At 70.0% G+C, this 22,653-nt stretch carries 19 protein-coding genes; 9 read left to right on the top strand and 10 right to left on the bottom strand.

Annotated features, from left to right (window positions below; translation table 11 throughout):
• Positions 1-18 precede the first annotated feature (18 nt).
• Genes QSK39_RS04275 through QSK39_RS04265 form a run of 3 tightly spaced genes read right to left on the bottom strand, consistent with a single transcriptional unit; the run spans position 19 to position 2,279 of the window.
• Positions 19-1,401 (bottom strand): hypothetical protein, encoded by a 1,383-nt coding sequence (locus tag QSK39_RS04275; RefSeq protein WP_285476353.1) that lies wholly within the window; start codon positions 1,399-1,401, stop codon positions 19-21.
• Entirely contained in the window at positions 1,398-1,733 is a 336-nt protein-coding gene (locus QSK39_RS04270) for a hypothetical protein (protein WP_285476352.1), read from the bottom strand. The genes QSK39_RS04275 and QSK39_RS04270 overlap by 4 nt, the downstream gene beginning before the upstream one ends.
• A gap of 15 nt (positions 1,734-1,748) precedes the next feature.
• Complete coding sequence (locus QSK39_RS04265; RefSeq protein WP_285476351.1) at positions 1,749-2,279, bottom strand: YbaB/EbfC family nucleoid-associated protein; 531 nt, start codon at positions 2,277-2,279, stop codon at positions 1,749-1,751.
• Positions 2,280-2,424: 145 nt separating this feature from the next.
• On the opposite strand from QSK39_RS04265, the gene map reads away from it, so the two are divergent.
• The 4 genes from map (at position 2,425) to QSK39_RS04245 (ending at position 5,791) form a co-directional block, all read left to right on the top strand.
• Positions 2,425-3,189, top strand: coding sequence for a type I methionyl aminopeptidase (gene map, locus QSK39_RS04260; protein WP_285476350.1), 765 nt, complete (start codon positions 2,425-2,427; stop codon positions 3,187-3,189).
• A gap of 9 nt (positions 3,190-3,198) precedes the next feature.
• A complete protein-coding gene (locus QSK39_RS04255; protein ID WP_285476349.1) occupies positions 3,199-3,711 on the top strand; it encodes a GNAT family N-acetyltransferase in 513 nt (170 codons plus the stop codon).
• A gap of 59 nt (positions 3,712-3,770) precedes the next feature.
• On the top strand, positions 3,771-4,616 hold the full coding sequence (locus tag QSK39_RS04250; protein WP_285476348.1) for an SDR family oxidoreductase: 846 nt from the start codon (positions 3,771-3,773) through the stop codon (positions 4,614-4,616).
• Between the two features lie 113 nt (positions 4,617-4,729).
• On the top strand, positions 4,730-5,791 hold the full coding sequence (locus QSK39_RS04245) for a polyhydroxyalkanoate synthase family protein (RefSeq protein WP_285476347.1): 1,062 nt from the start codon (positions 4,730-4,732) through the stop codon (positions 5,789-5,791).
• Here QSK39_RS04245 and QSK39_RS04240 read toward each other — a convergent pair.
• From QSK39_RS04240 to QSK39_RS04220, 5 genes are all read right to left on the bottom strand, one after another.
• Positions 5,780-6,655 (bottom strand): peptidoglycan recognition protein family protein, encoded by an 876-nt coding sequence (locus tag QSK39_RS04240; protein WP_285476346.1) that lies wholly within the window; start codon positions 6,653-6,655, stop codon positions 5,780-5,782. The two genes, QSK39_RS04245 and QSK39_RS04240, sit on opposite strands and share 12 nt — an antisense overlap.
• Complete coding sequence (locus QSK39_RS04235) at positions 6,655-6,867, bottom strand: hypothetical protein (protein ID WP_285476345.1); 213 nt, start codon at positions 6,865-6,867, stop codon at positions 6,655-6,657. The genes QSK39_RS04240 and QSK39_RS04235 overlap by 1 nt, the downstream gene beginning before the upstream one ends.
• Positions 6,868-6,915: 48 nt before the next feature.
• Positions 6,916-8,118, bottom strand: coding sequence for an acyl-CoA dehydrogenase family protein (locus tag QSK39_RS04230; protein ID WP_285476344.1), 1,203 nt, complete (start codon positions 8,116-8,118; stop codon positions 6,916-6,918).
• Between the two features lie 22 nt (positions 8,119-8,140).
• Complete coding sequence (locus tag QSK39_RS04225) at positions 8,141-9,436, bottom strand: acyl-CoA dehydrogenase family protein (RefSeq protein WP_285477924.1); 1,296 nt, start codon at positions 9,434-9,436, stop codon at positions 8,141-8,143.
• 95 nt (positions 9,437-9,531) lie between these two features.
• Positions 9,532-10,329, bottom strand: a complete 798-nt coding sequence (locus QSK39_RS04220) for an SDR family NAD(P)-dependent oxidoreductase (protein ID WP_285476343.1) — start codon at positions 10,327-10,329, stop codon at positions 9,532-9,534.
• Between the two features lie 100 nt (positions 10,330-10,429).
• Between QSK39_RS04220 and QSK39_RS04215 the strand changes: the two genes are divergently transcribed.
• Positions 10,430-11,254, top strand: a complete 825-nt coding sequence (locus QSK39_RS04215) for a helix-turn-helix transcriptional regulator (protein WP_285476342.1) — start codon at positions 10,430-10,432, stop codon at positions 11,252-11,254.
• Here QSK39_RS04215 and QSK39_RS04210 read toward each other — a convergent pair.
• Complete coding sequence (locus tag QSK39_RS04210) at positions 11,249-12,454, bottom strand: low temperature requirement protein A (RefSeq protein WP_285476341.1); 1,206 nt, start codon at positions 12,452-12,454, stop codon at positions 11,249-11,251. The genes QSK39_RS04215 and QSK39_RS04210 overlap by 6 nt on opposite strands.
• Positions 12,455-12,604: 150 nt before the next feature.
• Between QSK39_RS04210 and QSK39_RS04205 the strand changes: the two genes are divergently transcribed.
• The 4 genes from QSK39_RS04205 to fxsT all read left to right on the top strand — a co-directional run bounded on the left by QSK39_RS04205 (position 12,605) and on the right by fxsT (position 20,362).
• On the top strand, positions 12,605-13,498 hold the full coding sequence (locus QSK39_RS04205) for an effector-associated domain 2-containing protein (RefSeq protein ID WP_285476340.1): 894 nt from the start codon (positions 12,605-12,607) through the stop codon (positions 13,496-13,498).
• 175 nt (positions 13,499-13,673) lie between these two features.
• A complete protein-coding gene (locus QSK39_RS04200) occupies positions 13,674-15,116 on the top strand; it encodes a VMAP-C domain-containing protein (protein WP_285476339.1) in 1,443 nt (480 codons plus the stop codon).
• Entirely contained in the window at positions 15,094-16,161 is a 1,068-nt protein-coding gene (locus QSK39_RS04195; protein WP_285476338.1) for an AAA family ATPase, read from the top strand. The genes QSK39_RS04200 and QSK39_RS04195 overlap by 23 nt, the downstream gene beginning before the upstream one ends.
• A gap of 37 nt (positions 16,162-16,198) precedes the next feature.
• Positions 16,199-20,362 carry an FxSxx-COOH system tetratricopeptide repeat protein gene (gene fxsT / locus QSK39_RS04190; protein WP_285476337.1) on the top strand — a complete coding sequence of 1,388 codons (4,164 nt, stop codon included), beginning with the start codon at positions 16,199-16,201 and terminating at the stop codon, positions 20,360-20,362.
• A gap of 10 nt (positions 20,363-20,372) precedes the next feature.
• On the opposite strand, the gene QSK39_RS04185 is transcribed toward fxsT, so the two are convergent.
• Complete coding sequence (locus QSK39_RS04185; RefSeq protein ID WP_285476336.1) at positions 20,373-22,196, bottom strand: aKG-HExxH-type peptide beta-hydroxylase; 1,824 nt, start codon at positions 22,194-22,196, stop codon at positions 20,373-20,375.
• Positions 22,197-22,653 lie beyond the last annotated feature (457 nt).

The following is a 22,653-nucleotide window of genomic DNA, read 5'->3' as shown; positions in this document are numbered from 1 at the left end:
GGAGGTGCCCCTCGGTGGTCACTGCGGTTGTTGCTGTTGCTGCTTCTTGTCTTCCTCGGCCCAGGCGGCCTCTGCCTGCATCTGGATGTCGGTGAGACCGCGGTCGACCTGCACGATGTCCTTGCCGGCCCAGCCGACGAAGTTCTTCGAGCTCTTGGCGTCGGAGAGGGCCTTCAGCATCGGGTAGTAGTCCGGGGCCTTGGCCTTCAGCCAGTCGTCGACGAACTTCATCTTCTTGTAGCTGTCGCCGAACTTCGTCTTCAGCCAGTCCTCGTGCTTCTTGATCGTGGAGACGTCGTGGTCGCTCAGGTGCGACTTCGGCGGCGTCGGCTTCGGCGGGGCCGTCGGCGGGGGCAACGGCCGCGAGAAGTTCGGCGTGGTGCCGTCACCCGGAGGCCGGGTGCTCGGTGTGGCGCCACCTCCAGGGCCGTCGTGGGTCACAGCGGTGCCCGGTGGAGGCAACGGCCGCGAGAAGTTCGGGGTCGTGCCGTCGCCCGGGGGCCGGGTGCTGGGCGTCGCACCGCCGCCGGGGCCGTCGTGGGTGACGGCCGTGCCCGGCGGCTTCGGCAGCGGCCGCGAGAAGTTCGGCACCCCGCCACCGTGCGGCGGCAGGTTGCTCAGCTCGTGGCCCGCGCCCGAGGAGCCCGGCTTCCCCTTGACCAGCTTCGACAGCCCGGTGAGCCGGGCCAGCGTGCGCCCGGCGTAGGAGACGACTTTGGCGAGCTTCGCCATCATCGCCGCGACCTGCACCGAGACGGTCGCGACGCACTTGGTCACCCCGACGGCGATCGACGCGCCGAAGGTGGGGATGGCGAGCGCGAGGGCGATCAGCATCGTGGAGATGATGTCGCCGAGGATCGTCGTGATGATGTCGCGCAGCAGCGAGCGGACCGCGCCGATCAACGCTCCGGTGGTCTCGACCATGTAGCCGGCGACGTCGGCCGCCTTGGCGTTGGCGTCGATCCAGCCCTTCCGGTCGTTGATCGACTTCAGGAAGCTGTCGTAGCCCTTGCCCTCCCACTTCGTGATCGTCGCCTTGAGCGTGTCGTCCAGCGAGGTGCCGGTGTTGCGCAGCGACTCGCCGATCTTGTGCAGCTCGTTGGCGACCTTCGTGACCTCCGCGGGGTTGCCCGCGACCTGGTCCAGCGGCCACTTCAGGAACGAGACGTGCTCGATCAGCCAGCCCAGGCCCGCCGCGATCAGCTTCGCCAGCGGGTCCATGACGAACGCGACGGTGTCGAGCGCGGCGCTGATGACGTTGATGCCCAGCTCGACGCTGACGGCCGCGAGGTCGCCGCCGTGCTCGGTCTGGACCTTGCCGATCGAGTCGCCCACCTGCTTCCAGCTGTCGAAGACGCCGGCCCCGGTCGTGGAGTTCGATGCCGTGATGGGAACGGTCACTTGCCCAGCTCCGTCTCGAAGGTGCTCAAACCCTTGGCGGTGTTCGAGTCGTGGGTCGCGTAGGTGTCGGCGGCCTTCTTCACGTCGTCGGCGGACTTCCCGATGTCACCCACGAGTTTGTTGATCTCCCCGGTGATCACCGCCATCGTGATCCGCGAGGGCACGGCGAGCACCTGCGCGAGCAGGATGCCGAACGCGGCGTTGTCGAACCCGTTGGCCGCCTGCATCCGGTTCGCGGCGTCCTGCACCGCCGGTTGCGTGGTGCCCGACAGGAACTGGCTGAACTTCTGCAGCTCGGCCGGGTCGACCGAGAATCCTTCTCCGGAAACCACCGGTTCTCCTCCGTCCTACCAGGGGTTGCTCTCGTCGTCGTCCTCGTCCGGCGCGGGCCGGGGACGACGACGCGGCGGACCTTGCTGCGGTGGCGGCGGGCTCGGCGGGCGGTGTGGCGGCCGCGGCGGGCGGTCTTCGGCCTCCTGCTCCGGCAGGAACACGTCGCTCTTGTCCGGGGGCGGCGGTCCCTCGTCGGGAGCCGGCAGGAACTCGTCCAGCAGTGCGCGGGCGTCCGAGCTCTCGCCGACCATGCCGCTGAACGCGTCGGCGACCTGGGCTGAGACCTTCTGCTGCGCACGGCCGATCAGCTGCATCACCAGGCCGGACAAGGCTTGCGGCGGCCGCTCGTACGCGCGGGGGCCGAACCGGAGCTCTTGCAGGACGCCGCTCGGGCCGACGGTCACCGAGACGGCCCCGTCCGGCGCCTGCACCGTGGCGACGGCGGTGCGGAGTTTTTCCTGCGCTGCTGCGGCTTTTGCCCGAATTTCGTCGAGGTCGGCGGTGAACGCGGCCAACGGATCGCCGCCGGGCACTGACTCTGTCAATTTGTCCTCGTCGCAAGAGAGGTTGTGAACAGGGAAAGTCAATCAGCGCACCTTGAACTCCGGATGACACGGACAGAGCCACCGGCTGAACGCGACGGCCGATCGCCGACTGGATGCCAATATCTATACCGGTATAGTTATCGTCATGGTCGAGATCAAAACCGCAGCCGAGCTGGCGGTGATGCGCGAAGCGGGGCGAGTGGTCGCACGGGCGCTGCACGCCGTGAAGGAGGCCGCCGCGATCGGCGTCTCCCTGCGTGAACTGGACGAAGTCGCCGCGCAGCTGATCAGCGAAGCCGGTGCCAAGCCGTCGTTCCTGCACTACCAGCCGCGCTCCGCGCCCACGCCCTACCCGGGTGTCATCTGCGCCAGCGTCAACGACGTCGTCGTGCACGGCATCCCGACGGCGTACCGCATCCAGGACGGCGACCTGGTCAGCATCGACTGCGGCGCGATCGTCGACGGCTGGAACGGCGACGCCGCGATCAGCTTCGTCGTCGGCACCGCCGACCCGCGCGACCTCGCGCTGATCGAGGCGACCGAGCGCGCGCTGGCCGCCGGGATCGCCGCGGCCCGGCCCGGCGCGAAGCTCGGTGACATCTCCGCCGCGATCGGCGCCGCCGGCCGCGCGTCGGGCCACGGCATGCTCGACGACCACGGTGGTCACGGGATCGGCCGCGCGATGCACGAGGACCCGCACCTGGCGAACGAAGGCCGCGCGGGGCGCGGGATGCGGCTCAAGCCGGGCCTCGCGCTGGCGATCGAGCCGATGCTCACCCGGGGCGGCGACGCCTACCGGTACGCCGAGGACGGCTGGTCGCTGCACACCGCCGACGGCAGCCGCGCCGCGCACGTCGAACACACCATCGCCATCACCGAAGACGGCCCGCGCGTGCTCACCGTGCGGTAGACAAGGGGGATGGACAACACCGTCATCCGATCGGGTGATTCCGGGGACGCTGACACGCTGCTCGCCTTCTTCGACGAGGCCGTCGAATGGCTCGTCGCGCGCGGCAGCTCGAAGCAGTGGGGGACCGAGCCGTGGAGCCGGGTCCCGAAGCGCGTCGAACGCGTCAAGGGGATGGCCGCGGACCCGGGCCTGCGCATCGCGATGGTCGACGGCGAAGCGGCCGGCGCGCTGATCGTCTCGGAGGAGCACGACCCGCACGTCCCGCCGGTTGACGAGCGTGAACTGTATGTCCGATTGCTGATCACGTCCCGGCGGTTCACCGGGCGGCGCGTCGGCGGGCGGCTGATCGAGTACGCGCTCGACGAGGCGCGGCGGCGCGGCATCGACCTCGTGCGCGTCGACTGCTGGGCCGGCGGCGACGGCGACCTGCAGCGCTACTACGAGAGCCAGGGCTTCAAGCCGACCGTGCAGTTCCACGTCGAGGAGTGGGTCGGGCAGGTTCTCGAGCAACGCGTGGGGTAGCGCGATCGCGGGCCAGGGGTGACACTGTTGACGCGTTGCCAACAGACGAAGGAGTCGCCATGGCCGAGGAGCTCGCGGGCAAGGTCGTCGTCATCACCGGGGGCGGGCAGGGGATCGGCGCGGCGACCGCGTCGGCGCTGTCCCGGCTGGGCGCGCGGGTGGTGATCGGCGACCTCGACCAGGTCCGGGCCGAGAAGACCGCAGGGGAGCTCGACGCCGAGGCGCTGCCGCTGGACGTCACCGACATCAAGGGGTTCACCGAGTTCCTCGACGAGGTCGAGCGCCGCCACGGCCGGATCGACGTCCTGGTCAACAACGCCGGGATCATGCCGCTGGCCCTCCTCGAAGAAGAGAGCGACGCGACGACCCGGCGTCAGCTGGAGATCAACCTGCACGCCGTCATCCACGGCACCCGCGAAGCGGTGAAGCGGATGCGGCCGCGACGGTCCGGGCACATCGTGAACGTCGCTTCCTTCGCGGGCAAGGCCGGTTTCCCCGGCGCGGCGACGTACTGCGCGACCAAGCACGCCGTCGTCGGGCTGTCCGAGGCGGTGCACCTGGAGCTGCACGGGTCCGGCGTGCACATCTCGTGCGTGATGCCGGCGATCGTGCGGACCGAGCTCGCGAGCGGGCTCGGCGAGGCGAAGCTGTTCAAGTCGTCGCGCCCGGAAGACGTCGCCGACGCCATCGTGGCCACGCTGCGCAAACCCCGGTTCGAGGTCTTCGTGCCCCGATCCGTGGGAACTATGGGCAAGCTCACCCGGCTGCTGCCGCGGCGGGCCGGTGAAGCGCTCGCCCGTGCGCTGAAGGCGGACCGGCTTTTGGCTTCAGCGGCCCATTCCCCGGCTCGCGCGGACTACGAGGCGCGCGCCGCCGAGAGCGCACCCGGGGCGGGCACGGAGTAACTCGGACGGCCTAGCGTCTGTCCGATTTGGACGTGGGCGGTGTTGAGTCCCTCGGCGTGACCGGGCAAGATTGAGCGGAAGTGCCCGGGGGACGTCGCAGGAGGCTCGAGGAAATGGTTTCACCGCCCGCACGGCTGGCCGCCGCGGCGTCGAACGTGGTCGGCAAGGTGCTGCACGGCGGGGTCGCCGACCTGCGCCCGATGCCGCGGGTGCTGATCGATCAGGGGCCCAACCGCTCGGTCTACCGGATGACGCACAGCAGCCGCCCGGTGTCCGGGCCGCCGATCCTGCTGGTGCCGCCGCTGGCCGCGCCGGCGATCTGCTTCGACCTGCGCCGCGGCTGCAGCCTCCTCGAGCACCTGGTCGAGGGCGGCCGCAACGCCTACCTCGTCGACTACGGCATGGTCGCCTTCTCGGACCGCCGCCTGGGCATCGAGCACTGGATCGACGAGGTCCTGCCGCGGGCGATCCGCAAGGTGAGCGCGGACGCCGGCGGGCAGCCCGTGCACCTCGTGTCGTGGTCGCTGGGCGGGATCTTCTCGCTGCTGGTGAACGCCGACCAGCCGGACCTCCCGATCGCGTCGATCACGGCGATCGGCTCCCCGGTGGACTTCACGGCGATCCCGATCGTCGCGCCGTTCCGCCCGCTGGTGGACCTGACCGGCGGCCACCTCCTGACGCCGATCTACCGCGCGTTCGGCGGCGCACCGTCCTATTTGGTCAGCCGCGTGTTCCGCGCGACGGGCATCAGCAAGGAGATCACGAAGCCGATCGCGATCCTCTCGCACCTCGACGACCGCGACTACCTCGCGCAGATCGAGGCGGTCGACCACTTCATGAGCAACATGTACGCCTACCCGGGCCGCACGTTCGGCCAGCTGTACCACCGGTTGTTCCGCACGAACGACCTGGCGGAGGGCAAGGTGGACCTCAACGGGCGCATCATCTCGCTGTCGTCGGTCCGGGTCCCGACGCTGGTGGTGGCGGGCGAGAACGACACGATCGCCCCGCGGCCGTCGGTGGAGCGGGTGGTGGAGCTGCTGGACAAGGCCCCGGAGGTCCGCTTCAAGACGGCACCGGGCGGCCACCTCGGAGTGCTGACGGGCCGCAAGGCGCGCGGCACGACGTGGCGCTACCTGGACGAGTTCCTCGACGACCAGGCTTCAGCCGACTAAGTCGATCTCGAACGGCTCGGCCGCGCTGTAGCGGACGTCCGCCCACACCGCGCCGGGCAGGTCGTAGCGCCGGTGCGACGTCAGCTTCGGGTCGTGGCCCGGGATCTGCCCGGGGTTGTGGCCGACGCCCGCGCGGTCCGAGCCCCACGCGTAGATGTTCGACACCCACATCGGCCGCGCGAAGCCGTCGCCGCCCAGCCGGGGCCGGATGACGATCGCCCCGCCGGGACTGCCGGCCAGGTGGACGCGGACGATGTTCTCGCCCGCGTCCGGCGGCGTGACGGTGATGCGCTCGAGGATCTCGACGCCCACGTCGGGCGCGGTGACGGTGGGGTTGGCGGCGCGCTCGCGCAGCCAGTTCGTGTCGATGCCGACGGGGTCGATCTTGCGGCCGACGGGAACGCAGACGTCCTTGTGCCCGGCGTAGCGCTCGAGACCACGCGACATGTACCGCAGCAACGCGGCGACGAGCTTGGGGTAGGCGTCCCGTTGCGCGTCCGTCCAGCCTCCGGCACCCGCGGACTCGGCTTCGATGCCGAGGAACTCGTCGTTGACATCGAGGAACCCGAGCCACCGCGACGCACCGGCGTGGTAGGCACACCCGGCGGCGACGACGTAGACGGTGCCACTGCGCCCGAGCCCGAGGTTGCACAGCGGCCCGGCGAGATCGGCCCGCCCGTGCGTGACGACGTCGAGCGAGGGGTAGTCACCGGGAGCGGAGTCGGCGGTGGCGGTGTGGTGCCCGACAACCCCTTCGACAACGCGCATGCCCCCGTGGCCCCGGGTCTGCCACCCGGGCACTTCGACAACGGGGTAGCCGGTACTGCGAGCGGCGTCGACGAGCCAGGGGACGTAGATCGCCATCAGCCCTCCACCGCGTCGTAGGCACCGGCGTCGGCTTCGGTGTCGGGCGCGTCATGGGCGTCGATCCGCGAGGCGAGGGCTTCCCGGGCTTCATCGAGCGTCTTCGGGTCCTGCCGCCCGGCATCCCAGCCTTCGGCGTCCCATTCCTCGGGCGTCTTGATGGGGGTCGGGTCACCGGGCTCGTAAACGCGGGTCTCACTGGGGTCAGTCACAGTCGGCCTCCGGACCGCGAGGGTACCGGAGGCCGACGTACCGGCGCTTCACTTCAGTTCGGCGGACGACTTCCCGAGGATCCGGCGAGCCACGATGAGCTGCTGAATCTGCTGCGTCCCCTCGAAAATGTCGAGGATTTTGGCGTCCCGGGCCCACTTTTCGAGCAAAGACTCTTCGCCGTAAGCCCCGGTCAGCTCGACGCACTTCAGCGCGATCTCGACCACCGATCGCCCCGCCTTGGCTTTCGCCATCGATGCCTGCAGGGAGTTCGGCTTGCGGTTGTCCGCCATCCACGCGGATTCCAGCGTCAGCAAGTACGCCGACTCGTAATCCGCCTCCAGACGAAGGAACTCGGCCGCCGCCGCGTGCTGGGAGTTCGCCGGGCGGTCGTAGTCGATCTCCACGCCCGCCTCGGTGAGAATGCGACGAGTCTCCTCCAGTGCCGCCCGGGCCACGCCGATCGCCATCGCCGCCACCAGCGGACGCGTGTTGTCGAACGTCTGCATGACGCCCGCGAAACCCTTGGCCGTGTCGATTTCCGGCGTGCCCAGGAGGTTCTCCTTGGGCACACGGCAGTTCTCGAAGCGCAGTACTGCCGTGTCGGAGGCGCGGATGCCGAGCTTGTGCTCGGTGCGCACCACCTCGAAGCCCGGCGTACCCTTCTCCACCACGAACGACTTGATCGCCGCGCGGCCCTTGGACTTGTCCAGCGTCGCCCACACGACCACCGCGTCCGCGCGCTCGCCCGACGTCACGAAGATCTTCTCGCCGTTGATGACGTAGTGGTCGCCGTCGAGCCGGGCCGTCGTGCTGACCGCCGCCGAGTCCGATCCGAAGGACGGCTCGGTGATCGCCATCGCCGCCCACATGCCGGAGAAACGCTGCAGCTGCTCGTCCGTCGCGACCGAGCCGATCGCCGCGTTGCCGAGACCCTGGCGCGGCATCGACAGCAGCAGGCCGACGTCGCCCCAGCACATCTCGATCGTGCCGAGGACGACGTTGAGGTTGGCGCCGTTGCGGTTGCCCTTTTCCTTGTCCGGGCCGGACCGGCGGACACCCGCCGCGCCCGCGCCGCCCTCGCCGGAGGAGTTGAGCCCGTCCAGCAGCGCCGCGAACATGTCCAGCTCGCTCGGGTAGGTGTGTTCCGCGCGGTCGTACTTGCGCGAGATCGGCCGGAACACCTCGGCCGCGGCCTGGTACGCCTGGTTGATCAGGGCACCGGCCTTCTTGGGAGCTTCCAGGTTAATCATCGTTAACGCCTTTCGCGAAAGCCTAGAGAAGGACGGCGCCTTCCATGACGCCGATGGCGCGCAGGTCCCGGTACCAGCGCTCGACGGGGTGCTCCTTCACGAAGCCGTGTCCGCCCAGCAGCTGCACGCCCGCGCTGCCGATCTGCATGCCCTTGTCCACGGCGAGCTTGCGCGCCAGCGCGACCTCCCGCGCGTAGGGCTTGCCCTGCTCGGCCCGCGCCGCCGCGCGCAGCGTCACCAGGCGCAGGCCCTCCAGCTCGATCGCGATGTCGGCGACGGAGAACGCGACCGCCTGCCGGTGGCTGATCGGCTCGCCGAACGCCGTCCGCTCGTTGACGTAAGGCACGACGTAGTCGAGGACGGCCTTCGCGGTGCCGGCGGCCAGCGCCGCCCAGCCCAGCCGCGAAAGCCGGACGAGGTCGGTGAAGACGTCGAGCTTGCCGCCGCCGAGCAGCGCGCCCGCCGGCAGGTTCACGTGCTCGAGGTGCAGCTTGCCGGTCGCGGCGCCGCGCAGACCCATCGCCGGTTCGGACTCGATGGTCACGCCGGCGTTCGACGACTCGACGAGGAACAGTGCCGGTCCGCGGCCTTCGAGGTCGGCCGAGACGATGAACAGCTCGGCCTGCGCCGCGCGCGGGACCAGCGACTTCACGCCGTCGAGCTGGTAGCCCTTCGGCGTGCGACGCGCCTTCGTCGCGGGCTTGAACGGATCGTAGAGCGCTTTCTGCTCCTGCAACGCCAGCGCCGCGGCCGGCACGTTCTCGCCGACGAACGCGGGCAGGTAGTCGGCCTGCTGCTGCTCGTCACCCCAGCTGACCAGCGCGGTGCTCACCGCGGACGGCGCGAGCACCGCGACCGCGAGCCCCAGGTCGCCGTGCGCGAGCGCTTCCGCGACGAGCGCGTTGGTGACGACCGAGCGTTCGGTGCCGACGCCGCCGAGCTCCTCGGGGATGCCGACCAGGCTGATGCCCAGCTCGGCGGCCCGGGTCAGCAGGCCTTCGGGTGCCTCGAGCTTGGCGTCGGCGTCCGCGGCGGCCGGACGCAGCTGCTCGGCGGCGAACTCCGTCACGGTCTCGACGATGAGCTGCTGGTCTTCGCTCGGCGTGAGGTCGAACAGCCCGGTGTCGCCGGCCGGGGTGAGCCGGGCGGGCTTGCCCAGCTTCTGCACCGACTTGAACGACCGGGTCGCCGCGCCGGCGACGCGGAAGCCGTTGCGCGTCCCCGCGGTGACCAGGCCTTCGATGGGCTTGCGCAGCCCCGCCCGATCGACGACCTTGCTCCCGGCCAGCCGGGTCAGCGCGGACAGGCCCCAGCCCATCGCGTCCCGTTTCCTTGGCGCAGCCATGTGGCCCTCCATCCGTTACCTACTCGTGAGTAGGTTAACGCGGGAGGCGGCGCGGCGCCAGTGTGGGCTCACTTACGAGTGAGCCGGGCCGAGATCGCCCACAGTTCCCGGGCGTCGTCGTGGTCCCGCCGTCGTTCGAGCCGGGGCCGTCCGCCGTTCCGGTCACCCGGGCCGACGTAGGAGTTGCCGGGGACGTCCTCGGTCGCGGCGAACAGAATGGGCAGCGCGCCGTACTCGGCCTTCTTCTGCGCGATGACCGGGTAGAGCGCCCGCAGGGCCAGCGCCTGCACGCCGCCGTAGTTCCGGTCGATCCCGGTCCGCGCGACGCCGGGGTGGGCGGCGACGGCCCGGACGCTGCTCCCGGACTCGGTCAGCTGCCGGTGCAGCTCCTGCGTGAACAGCAGGTTCGCCAGCTTCGACTGGTTGTACGCGCCCAGCGGCGAGTAGCGGCGGTGCTCCCAGTTCAGGTCGTCGAGCTGGAGCTTCCCCCGCCGCGCGAGGTTGGACGAGACGGTAACGACCCGTCCTGTCAGGTGTGGCAGCAGCAGATTCGTCAGCAGGAACGGCCCGAAGTGGTTGACGGCCATGTGTGTCTCGAAGCCGTCGGCGGTCTTCGCGTACGGCACGGCCATCACGCCGGCGTTGTTGACCAGGACGTCGAGGTCGCCGGTCCAGCCGGCGGCGAACTCACGCACCGACGCGAGGTCGGCGAGGTCGAGCCGCCGGACGTCGGTGTCGCCCGGCGGCGGCGTGACGCGGGCGGGGTCGCGCACGGCGAGGACGACGCGGTGACCCCGGGCGGCGAGGTCGCGGGCGGTGATGGCGCCGAGGCCACCGCCGGCCCCGGTGATGAGGTAAGTGGTCATGGCTCGAGCGTCGCGGCGCCGGGACAGTCGTGGCAGAGCGCGTCGATCGGGGGATCGGCGATCCCTGGCACCGGCCGGGAGAGCGCCGATAATCGAGGACGTGGACCGTGCCGAACTAGCCGATTTCCTGCGCCGACGCCGCGAGGCCCTGCGCCCGCAGGACGTCGGGCTGCCGCCGGGGCAGCGCCGCCGAACGTCCGGGCTGCGCCGCGAGGAGGTCGCGACGCTGTCGGGCATGTCCACCGACTACTACACGCGGCTGGAGCAGCAGCGCGGGCCGCGGCCGTCGGAGCAGATGCTGGCCGCGATCGCCCGCGGCCTGCGGCTGACGCTGGACGAACGTGACCACCTGTTCCGGCTGGCCGGGCACACGGCGCCGTCCCGGGTGTCGCGCGCGGACCACGTCAGCCCGGCGTTGATGCGCGTGCTGGACCGGCTGCACGACACGCCCGCGCAGGTGATGTCGAACCTCGGCGAGACGCTCGTGCAGAACCGGCCGGCCCAGGCGCTGCTCGGGGACGAGACCGGCCACACCGGACCCGCGCGCAGCGCAAGTTATCGATGGTTCACCGACCCGGCGGAGCAGCTGCTCTACCCGCCGGCTGACCGCGCGCGCCACGCCCGGTTCCTGGTGGCGAGCCTGCGGGCGTCGTCGGGCAGCGACCCCCGCGCCGCCGAGCTGGCGCGGTTGCTGGCGGCGAAGAGCGCGGAGTTCGCGAAGCTGTGGGAGGCGCACGAGGTCTCGGTGCCGTTCGAGCGGCGCAAGACGATCGTGCACCCGGGCTTCGGCGAGATCGCGCTCGACTGCCAGCTGCTCCACACCGACGACTTCGCCCAGGTGCTGCTGGTCTTCACCGCGACACCCGGCACGGAGGACGCGGAGAAGCTGCAGCTGTTGTCGGTCGTCGGCCCGGAGCTGTTATGAGTGCTCGGTGTGCACCTGCCGCCGCCACTCGGCGAACCGGAGGCGTTCGAACCCGATGAGCCCGAGCACGATCCCGGCGACGACGAGCAGCAGCACGGCGGCGGGCACGTGTTCCAGCAGCGGCGTCGCGGCGACCAGCAGGATCCCGACGGTCAGCCGCTGGACGTTCCAGCTGCCGAGGTTGCGCTTGCGCAGAGCGCTCAGTGCGACGAGGTAGAGCGCGAGCCCGCCGGTGAGCGTCCAGATCGGCACGCCGTGCAGGGCCTCGCCGGGCGTGTGGTGCTCGGTGTCCGCGATGTAGAGGAAGGCCTTCTTCAGCCCGAGGGCGACGAGCACGATCCCGGCGATCAGCGGCAGGTGCAGGAAGGTGTAGGAGTCGGTGGCGAGCTTCGTGCGTTCGGTGCCGGTGGCCCGGGTCAGCCGGTGCTCGGAGACGCGCGCGACGACGTCGAAGTAGGTCCACCACATCCCGGCGGCCAGCGCGAGCCCGCACACGGCGGCCCCGACGACCAGCCACGACATCGGCAGCGACCCGATCCCGATCCCGATCGCGACGATCGACTCCCCGAGCGCGATGATCACGATCAGCCCGAACCGCTCGGCGAAGTGCGCGGGCGAGTTCAGCCGCCAGCCCTCGGGCCCGCTGAGGTAGACGTTGAGATAGTCGGCCAGCAGAGCGACGACCCAGAGGCCCAGCTGCCAAGGACCGGTCAGCGCGGTGCTCACGGCGAGCAGCACAACGGAGGGCAGCAGCCCGACGAACATCTTGAGCAGCACCTTGCGCAACCCGGGATCATGCCGCGCGGCCCCGAGGTAGGCGACGAGGTGCAGCAGCCGCACGAGCGCGTAACAGACGACGAAGAGCACGGGAGCGAACAGCCCACCGGGGAAGTCGACGAAGGCTTCGGGAATGGTGAGCGAGACGAGGAACATGACGGTCATGGCCCCGAACATCGCCAGCCGCGCGATCCCGTGATCGACGTGGATGGTGGTCCCGAGCCAGGCATAGGAGCACCAGCACCACCAGAGGACGGCGAGCATGGCCAGCCCCTGCCCGACCCCGAGGGGGCTCAGGTGGTCGGCCATCAGCTGGGTGGTCTGGGTGATGGCATAGACGAAGACCAGGTCGAAGAAGAGCTCGATGGTGGAGACGCGGTGGTCCTCATCCGCGCCAACCAGGTGCAGTCGTCTCGTGGGCACGCCGAATTATGGACGAAACAAGGACAAGGAGGTCTGGTTTCCGTGTAACGCCCTGCGCGAACATGGCCGAGCGTGCATGTGTCTGGGACACTGAGTGCGGGACGGGGAGGTGTTGTGCCTGTGCATTCAGCTGCGCTGCACCGGACGATCATGGCCGTGGACGTCGCCGGATACAACAACCCGAGTCGCACGATGGCGCACCTGCGCGAAGTGCACGAGGGTCTGTGGCGGGTCCTGCGCACGTCGTTCGCCGAGACGGGTATCCCGTGGGACTCGTGCTTCGTCGAGAACACCGGCGACGGCGCGATGATCCTACTGCCCCCGGACATCGCGAAGGCGGATCTCGTCGCCGAGTTCCCCGGCCGCATGCGCGACGAGCTGCGTCGGCACAATCACCTCCACGCGCCGGGGGCCCAGGTTCAGCTCCGCTTGGCGGTGCACGCGGGTGAAGTGGCGGAGGGCAGCCATGGGCGGATCAGCAAGGCGGTGAGCTTCACCTTCCGCATCCTCGACGCCCCGGAAGCCAAGGCCGTCCAGAAAGAAGCGGAAGCCGACCTGGCGGTGATCGCATCGGAACTGCTTTACGAGGACGTCGTCCGCGAAGACCCGGCCGCCGAGCCGGCGTCGTATCGCCGGATCTCGGTCAAGGTGAAGCCCGGGGAGACCCCCGCGTGGGCCTGGCTCCGCGTGCTCGGCGCCGTCACCAACGGCGGGATCGTCGCCACTCCCGCCTTCGCTCCTGCGGTGGCGCGCCGTGATGCTTTCCCGCTGTTGGTGGAGGCACTGCTCGCGGTGCCGTGCGTGCGCAAGGCGGAAAGCCGTCGGCTGCTGCTGGAGCTCTTCCCCCGTCGGGAAATCGCCGACGTCGTGCCGTACCACGCCGAGGACCGGCTGCACGTGATCGCGCTCGCCCGCACGTGCCAGCGGTTTGCCGACGGGCTCGCCGATCTGCTCGGCGCAGTGAGGACCATCGAGCCGGAATCGCCCCAGGTCGCGGCCCTCGCGGTGGTGATCGCGAACTGGCCGGCGCATCCGTTGAACTGATTCTTGTCCTACTTTTGCCCCTTTTCCGGCGCTGCCGGATCGGTAAACTCACGTTTCCCGGGCTCGCACGACGGGGGAGGTGGTTCGTCAGGTGTCGGCCGGCGAAAGGTTGTACGGACCAGGCCAGGAGTATCGGGCCTGGCCGGGCGCCAGAGTCGCGGTCCGTGAAGCGATCGTGAACGTTCTCGCCTCTGCCGGACTCGCCGTCGATCCGGCCGGTCGGGCGTTGCTCTTGGACCTGGTCCGCGACGATCTGGGTTTTCCGTTGACCGTTCCGGAGCAGGCCACCGGGCGGGACCACCTCATCGAAGTCGTCAACGCCTGCGCGAAAGCGGACGGCGGGATGAGCGCGCTCGCCGGAGCGGTCCGGATGATGCGCCCGGGCTCGCCGGAATCCGACGCGATCCGCCGGCTCACGCACCGGCCGAGAATGCACGACCTGCTGCCGGAATCGGAATCGTCGTGGCTGCACTCGGTGCTGGCCGGTGTCGTCCCGGTCCGGCTGGCGGCGCTGATTCGTCGTGCCGCGGGTAATGCGGGCCCGACGCCTGAGGTGAGAGACGCGTGGGAGGCCTTCTGTGTGCTTACCGACTTCAACACTCCACCGAGCGGGCTACCACCGTCGTTGACGTTCATCGAACTGGTCGCCGCGCAATGTCCACCGGAACTCGGCGACCGGCTGAGGGAATGGAATACCGCCCAGGCACGGCGGTTGCAGGCGGATGCTCGGCTGCACGAGCTACGCGTGGAACGGGAGCAGGCCGTGCCGGAAGAAGCCCGGCTGCACCTCATGATCGTCGTACAGCCGGATGGGATAGACCCGAGCCGGAGCTTGGTTTCCCATTGGCGGCAAGAGGACCCGTCGGAATGGCCACCGGCGCGCGGCAGCCTCGTCACGGTCGCCGTCGAACAGCTCGAACACCACGTCGACACGCTCGTCGTCGAAGCCGAGCGAGCTTGGTCGGAGTACCGCGGCGAGGTCGCGCTCGAGTTCGTGCTGCCGCGTTCGTTGTTGCACCTGCCGGTGCACTTGTGGTGCAAGGAGCACGAAACCGGCGATCCCCGGCCGCTGGTTCTCGACTACCCGATCGTCGTCCGTTCACTGGAACGGATGCGGTCTCGCCAATGGCATCGTGCCTGGCGGGTGCGCTGGGAAACGATGATGGCCGACCCATCGGCTGAACGAGTGTATTTCTGCGCGACCGAAGATACCGGGGAACGGCACCGCCTCGACGCGATTCTGAGCGACGAGAAATGGGTCGTCATGTTGCTCGACTGCGCGCCGCCGCTGCGTCCGAGACCTGGCGCGGACGCACTCGCGGCCGGACTGCGATCGGGTCTTCCGGCTCTGCTGTGGCACCCCGATGCTTCGCTGGATCTCCTGCGAGAGGTGGTCAAGTGGCTCGTCGAGAGCGGCGGACTCGACGATCTTCCGCTGCGCGTACAGGCTTCCCGGAGAGCGGCCTTCCGGGAGATGACCATTCCGGTGGACCTGACCGTGGCACGCAATCTGGTGATCCTCTGGGACGACCCGGACCGGCTGGTCTTCCTCGACGGGCCGCCGTTCCCGCCCGGCTCGCGGAAAGGGAGCCCCGATGAGCGAGACTGCGCATCCTGACGGCCGGCCGAGCTGGTGGATCTACCGGGGCACGGGTCGGCCACTGGGCGACATCGGCCTGATGGACCTGCTGCCACCGGCGCCGCCGTGGCGGAAGTTCGACGCCGGCCCGGCGCCCGAGGCGGGCCCGGCGCCCGAGGACGACCGTGAGACCGACCGCCGGCTCGGCGCTGCCCACCACCTCGCCGCCCGCCTCGTCGACCCGCACGAGATCGAGATGGTCAACGCGGCGCTGTACCTTCGGCGACCGCTGCTGGTGACTGGGCAGCCGGGCAGTGGGAAGTCCAGTCTCGCCTACCGGATCGCGCGAGAGCTGCGGCTCGGGCGGGTGCTGCGCTGGCCGATCGGCTCTCGGACGACGGTCAAGTCGGGCCTGTACGGCTACGACGCGATCGGCCGTGCACAGGCTGCGGCAGCCCGCTTCTCCATGGCCGGCGACCGGACCGGCGCGGTCGCCGAGCCGCCGATCGGCGAGTTCGTCCGGCTGGGTCCGGTGGGGACCGCGTTCCTGCCGCGGCGGCTGCCCAGGGTGCTGCTCATCGACGAGCTGGACAAGTCCGAGGCGGACCTGCCCAACGATCTCCTCAGCCTCTTCGAGGATGGCGAGTTCGACATCGCCGAACTGGTGCGGGTGCGCAGCCGAACGCCCTCGGTCGAGGTGTTCACCGCGGATCCGGATGGCATGGCCGAGATCATCGGCGGCCGCATTTGCTGCCACGCATTTCCGGTCGTGGTCATCACGAGCAACGGGGAGCGGGACTTCCCGCCCGCCTTCCTGCGCCGGTGCCTCCGCTACGAGACCAAGGAACCCAACGCCGAGCAGCTCGCGGCGATCGTGGCCGCGCACGCCCTCGAAAGCTCGGAGACGTCGCGGCTCGTCGAGGAGTTCGTCGCCCGCAGTGTGGCCGTGGGCAGTCTCCCGGCGGACAAGCTGCTCGACGCCGTCTATCTGGCCACGTCCGGAGCGTACCGTCCGGATGACGAAGAATCGTGGCCACGGCTGGTAGACGCCTTGTGGCGGCAGCTGAACCCCGCGGCTCGCTGACATGCACCGGCCGGACGGCGAGCCACCGGGTTCCGGAGTGTCCTGGAACGAGATCGGTGACGCGCTGTGGCTGGCCGCGGCGATCAAGGACGCTGATACCCACGCCCCACGCGAGGCAGAACCGGACGATGTCCGCGCGGTTGTCCCGGCAGGGCGAGATGAGCCGGCCGCGCCGGCTCCCGAGCCGCCCGAACCGACGACCCCGGAAGCCCGGCCTCCGCACCGGATGGTCGCCGGACTCTCGCGCGAAGCCGTCGCGCTGCTCTCAGCCGGCTCTGGGACCAGCAGTTCGCGTTCGGCGCCCGCCCTGCCCGGCGCGACGGACATCCTCCGTGCCCTCCGGGCGCTCAAGCTGACCCGGTCGTCGGAACGGGAGGAGGACGTCGTCCTCGACGAAGACCTCACTGCGGAGGCCGGTGTCGATGGCGGGATCTGGCTGCCGGTCACGGTTCCCGGGCGGGTCCGCGCGCTCGATCTCACGGTCGTGATCGACTCGGGGCCCTCCATGGCCTTGTGGCAGCAGGCGATCGACGCGTTCCTCGCCGTCCTTCGGCAACTCGGCGCGTTCCGGTCGATCCGGGTCCGGCTCCTGACCGCCGAAGGCGATCCGGACAGCGGCCCGGTGCGCCCCGTTCTCCGCGGAGGCACGTCGGATGCGCCGGCGCGCCGGCCGGCCGAGCTGCTGGACCCGACCGGGCACCGCGTCCTGCTGGTTCTCACCGACGGAGCCGGCCGGCTTTGGTACGACGACCTCGTCGCACCGATGCTGGCCCAGTGGGGCCGCACGATGCCGGTGGCTCTCGTGCACCTGTTGCCGCAGTGGTTGTGGAGTCAAGGCGGGCTGAACCCGCAGCAGGCCTTACTGGTCACGCCCGGGCCGCTTCGGCCGAACGGGACCTACGGCGTCGAATTGCCGGACGCCTGGCTGACCGCCGAAGAACCGCCAGGCTCGGACGCGCGCACGGTGCCGATCCCGCTGCTCGAGCTGGACGCGCGGTGGCTGGGCTGGTGGGCGGGGCTGATCACCCGGCCACACCGCGAGCCCCTCACCGGGACGGTGCTGCTGGTGTCCGACGAGCCGAACCCGATGCCGCGCATGGCGGACGAGCGAGCGGCTTCGGCAACCCCGTACGAACGTGTTCAACGGTTCCGAGGTGTCGCGTCGGAACCGGCGTTCCGGCTGGCCAAGCTGCTGGCCGCGGTCCCGGTCAGCCTGCCGATCGCCCGTTTCGTCCAGACCGAGCTGGTGCCCGGGGCTCGGACGACGCACCTCGCCGAGGTCTTCACCAGCGGTCTGCTGGAGATGCCCGCCGACACCGGTCAGGACGCCTGGGATGAGGTTGTCTTCGAGATCGCGCCTCCGGTCCGAGCCGCGCTGCTGGCCGTCAGTCGGCGGTCGGAGACAGCCGATGTCGTGATCGCGGCCACCGACCGGTTCGGTGCGGAGTACCCGGTGCTGGTGCGGCTGAGGGACGCGCTGGCCGATCCCGACGAGGCCCGCTTGCCCGCACGGGCCGTCGAACTGGCGCCGGAGGTGCGCTTGGAACAGGCCGTCATGCGGGCGCTCTCCGGACCGTACCTGGCCAGAGCCGATCGGCTGCGCATGCTGGAGCTCGAACTGGCCGCGGCCGGACCACCGGTGACCGAAAAGCGAGCTCGGCCGGTGGACGACGAAGCGGAGCCGTCGCCCCTTCGCCCGGGACCGGTGAACACCGACTCGCCCGTCGTCATGGGCGAGGTGCCCAGCCGCAACCCCGCGTTCGTCGGCAGGCGCGGACTTCTCGAATCACTGGCTCGCGAACTGGACCGCGAGTCCAGGGCGGTTTTGCACGGCATGGGCGGGATCGGAAAGACGCAGCTCGCGATCGAGTACGTCCACCGCCACCTCCAGGAGTACGACGTCGTCTGGTGGATCCGCGCCGCGCAGGAGATGCAGATTCGGGCGTCGCTGACCGAGCTGGCGCGCCAGCTACACCTGCCGGGCGCGGACGAGTCGGTCACCGCGGTTCCCGCGGTGCTCGAAGCGTTGCGGACGGGGTCGGCTTACTCGCGCTGGCTGCTCGTCTTCGACTCGGCCGGTAAGCCGGAGCGGCTCGCCCCGTTCCTCCCCGACGGTCCCGGGCGGATCCTGATCACCTCGCGCGAACCGGACTGGGCGGACACCTTCGCGGAACCGCTCGAGGTCAGTCTGTTCGACCGGGGCGAGAGCAAGGAACTGCTGTGCCGGCGGGATCCGGTGATCACCGACGAGCAGGCCGACCAGCTCGCGGGCAAACTGGGCGATCTGCCGCTGGCGCTGGCACAAGCCGCGACTTGGCGCGCGGAGACGGGGATGCCGATCGAGGAGTACCTGCGGCTGTTCGACGAAAAGGTCGCGGAGATTCTCGAAGCTTCGCCGCCGGCCGAGTACGAGGTGCCGATCGCGGCCGCCTGGAGCGTATCGTTCGACCAGCTGCGAACTCTGGACCCGGCCGCACATCAGCTGTTGCAGGTGTGTGCGTTCTTCGCGCCCGAACCCATCTCCCGGAACCTGTTCACCGGCGTGCACGGTGTTTCGATCGCCCCGGAGCTCGACATCGCCCTGCGCGATCCCATGCGGCTCGGCCGAGTGCTGCGCGACATCAACCGGTGCGGGCTGGCCCGGCTCGACCACCGCAGCGATACCCTGCTTTTGCACCGGCTCGTGCAGTTGGTGCTGCGCAACCGGATGTCGCCCGCGCAGCGAACAGTCATGCGGCACGGTGCACACATGCTGCTGGCCAAAACCGACCCGAACTCACCGGCGTCGACCGGGGAGTGGCCGCGCTACCAGGAGATCGTGCCGCACATGTACGCGGCCGAGCTGATCGGCAGCGACGAACAGTGGGTTCGCCGCCTCGTGATCAACCTGATGAAGTTCTTGTACCACTGGGGTGATCACCAGGGCGCCGTCGCACTTGCCCGGCGTGCTGTCCGCCGCTGGTCCGAACGATCGCGGGAGCGGAACGACGAGCGGCCGGATCCGCAGACGCTCGAAGCTTCCGAGCGACTCGGATTCTTCCTCTGCATGCTCGGCGGTTACGCCGAGGCGGCCGAGATCAACCAGCGTACGCTGCGGCTGTACCGCGAGATCGCCGACGAAGACTCGGAAGAAGTGCTCAACGCGCAGCTTTCGGTAGCCGTGGACAAGAAGGCCGCGGGTGAATTCTTCGAAGCCAGGGATCTGAACCTGCGAACTTACGCCAAGGCCACCAAGCTGTTCGGCGTCGATGACCCGGTCACGCTGGATGCCGCGTCCGACCTGGTCGTCTCCTGGCTGCTCACCGGTGAGTACGAAAAGGCGCACCGGCTTTGCACGGAGACTTACCGGCTCCGCCACCAAGTGCTCGGGCAGGACAATGCGGCGACGATCACGACGTTGACCCTGCTGGTGATCAGCCGCCGTGAGCTGGGCGACTTCGCTTGGGCCAGGGTGGAGCAGGAGAGGCTGGTCAAACGCGTCCGCGAACTGTTCGGAGAGGGCACGGTCGGAGTACTGCGGCGCAACCACTTTCTCGCCGTGGCGCGGCGCAAGGACGGTGACTACCCCGCGGCATTGACGCTCTCAGACAGTGCACTCAAGCAGTTCCGGCTCAGCTACGGCGAGGGACATCCGAACGCGATGGCGTGCGCGCTCGCCCATTCCATCGATCTGCGGCACGCGGGACGGCTCGACGAGGCGCTCGAGCTCGGTCTGCGGGTCCTCGAGCTCTACCGCCGCAGTCTGGGCGAGCACCACCCGCACACTCTCGTCGCCGAGGTGGACTTGGCTGTCACCTTGCGGCAGCGCGGAAGTGCGGAAGCGGCTACGCAGCAGGACGAGCGCTCCTTCGAGCGGTTGCGCGGCCGGCTCGGGGACGACCATCCCCACGTCATCGCCAGCGCGACGAACCTGGCCAACGGCTGGTACGCGCTGGGTGAGTTCGAGCGCGCCTTGTTGCTGGACACCGAAGTGCTGCTTCTGGCTCGTCATGCCCTCGGTGAACACCATCCCGGGACCCTGGCGACCCGGCTGAACCGGGCGCTCGATCTCCAGCGGCTCGGCCGAACCCCGGAGGGGCGGGCCGAGCAGCTGGAGGTGGTGGCCCGGATCCGACGCGTGCTGCGGAACGGCCATCCGATGGTGGCCGCGACCGAGCGGGGCATCCGGGCCGAGTGCGACATCGACCCGATGCCGTTGTAGCACCTGAGGTTCAGGCAGGGACCCGGCCGATCCACGCGGCGAGCTCCTCGACCGCGGGGGGCACCGCCGTGCCGGCCCGGAGGTCGCGGTGCACGGCACGGACCAGCTCCGGGCAGCCGAGCAGGGCGCGCGCCGCCGCACTGTCCTTTTCGGACAGTGTGAGACCGAGGCCGACGAGTGCCGCCGGGTCGTCGGGATCGGTTTCGAGGACGGCCCGGTAGCCGGCCACAGCGTCTTCGGTGCGTCCGTCCACGTACGCGTAGTCGGCGCGGACGGCGCCGGGCACCCGGTGCCAGAGTTCCGCCAGCCGGGCCTCACCGTGCTCGCCGAGCGCCAGCCGGACGAGGTCCGCGCGCGCGTTCTCCCACGCGCCGTCCGAGACGGTGTCCAAGACTACGGACCCCGTGAGGTCGACCGCGGGTGGCTGGGCGTCGCCCGCCAGCCACGCGCTCACGAGCTCCTTCACCGTGTCCAGTGCGGGCCGGAGATGGCGGGCCCGCCAGCCGGCGTAGTGGTCGGCGGCCAGGTTGTCGGCCCAGCGCGCGGCGACGGTCTGGACGGGCTCGTCCTGCCACAGCCCCAGTCGTTCAGCGATCCCATCGAGGAATCGCCGCCCGGCATCGGTCAGCGCGGGATCGTCCCGGACCGTCAGCAATGTCCGCCACGTCTGGCCACGCCAGTGTGCGAACTCGAAGGCCGCGAGGCGATCGTCCGGTGCCGCCGCCGAGAACGCCATCCAGCACCAGGTCACCCCGAAGAAGGCGTAGATGCCGTGCACGACTCCGCCCAGCGGTCGGGGGTCCTCGCGCCAAGGCGCGTAGAGCCGTTCGGTGCGGTCGTCGTTGTGCAGCCGGACCAGGTGCAGCAGTCCGCCGAGGCGGATGTGGTGGAACTCGTGAACCAGAGCGGCGGCCAGTTGTGCCGGGTCATCCGGCTCGGCGATCACCGCGCTGCCGAAGGCTTCCCCGGTCGACGCGCTGGGCAGCCGGAACGGGACGGCGGGTGCCGGGACGATCGAGTCGAGCCCTGCCGGCAGTGCCGCGGCGAACTCCGGCAGGTGGTCGACGATCAGTCGCCAAGCCCGGCTCAGCATGCCCCGCCAAGCCTCGAACGCCTCGGTGCTCAGCCGGTCGGGGCCGATCGGCTCGAACAGCCCGCGGTAGGGGTCGAGGTCATCGATCCGCAGCTTCAGCACGGCTGCCCCGGTGACGGGCGCGACCGGCCGGATACCGGACCAGCCCGCAGTGTCGGCTGCCCGGTCGGCGGGCACCGTTACGGACCCGTGGTCGTTGGCAATGCACACGATGCCGTGATGACTGCGGACCTGGGCGACCGAGAAGGTGTCCGGGTGGGTCAGCTGAGCCAGTCCGAGAGTGGGCAGCGCGACCCTTCCTTGCCAGGCCGGGACCTCGACGGCGAAGTCGAGCCCCGCGCGGATGGCCGCGGCCGCCGCGAGGGCGTGGACATGCCCGATGATCGCCCACGGCGGCTGAGCCGGGGTCAGCTGTTCGTGCAGCATCCGAGTCGCGTAGCCGGCCCAAAACCCGGTGTAGGGGTGAGCGAGCACGGTGTTCACTGCGTCCGGGGCCGCCGCCTCCGCCTGGCTCAGCAGGTCCCATGCCGCCTCCGGAGAAGGCAGCGGCTGGGCCGTTCCGAGTGCATTTTCCGCTTCGTCGATCAGCCAGCGGAGCAAGAGCAGCCGCCGGCTGCGTTCCGCCGCTCGCAGCGCGCGCACGCCCTCGGCGCCGCCTTCCCCGCGTGACAGCTGGTCGAACACCGACCAGGGCAGAGTGTGCTCGGCCGGTTCGGGAACTGTGCTGCACGGTGTCGGCACGCGAAACTCTTCCTAGGTCAATCGACCCGCTTGGCGCCGCCGCTCGAACTGGCGGTGACAGGAATGTGGGCGGTCCGCTCGACGGCATGACGCAATGAGCGGCGAAGCGCGGCGGAGTCGTATGCCCGTAGCACGGAAAGCGGCATGGCACCGAGATCGAGGAGGTCGGACGAGATCTCCGGGTCCCCGTTGCTGCCCGGCGATCGCATCGCGACGTCCCCTCTCAGTGGAGCCGGTCTGGAGGGGTGAAAAGTAGCAGGTGACGTCGTAGAGTGCCCGTGCAGGCTCCTGTGCGGAGTGCCGTGCAGGCAAGGTTACCTCTCCGAGCGTTGCGGAGATATCCCGATCCCGCTCGGCCCGATGTCACCCCTGAACCGTCCTCGTGTCGCGGGCGCCTCGGCAGCGTTCCCGGCGGCAACTCCGATTGCCGCGACGAGCGGCAGACGTGCCTCGACCG

Source organism: Amycolatopsis sp. NBRC 101858 (assembly GCF_030269325.1).
GTDB classification, from domain to species: domain Bacteria; phylum Actinomycetota; class Actinomycetes; order Mycobacteriales; family Pseudonocardiaceae; genus Amycolatopsis; species Amycolatopsis ponsaeliensis.
Note: the sequence above shows the minus strand (reverse complement) of the source record. Positions and strands in the feature narration are given on the sequence as shown.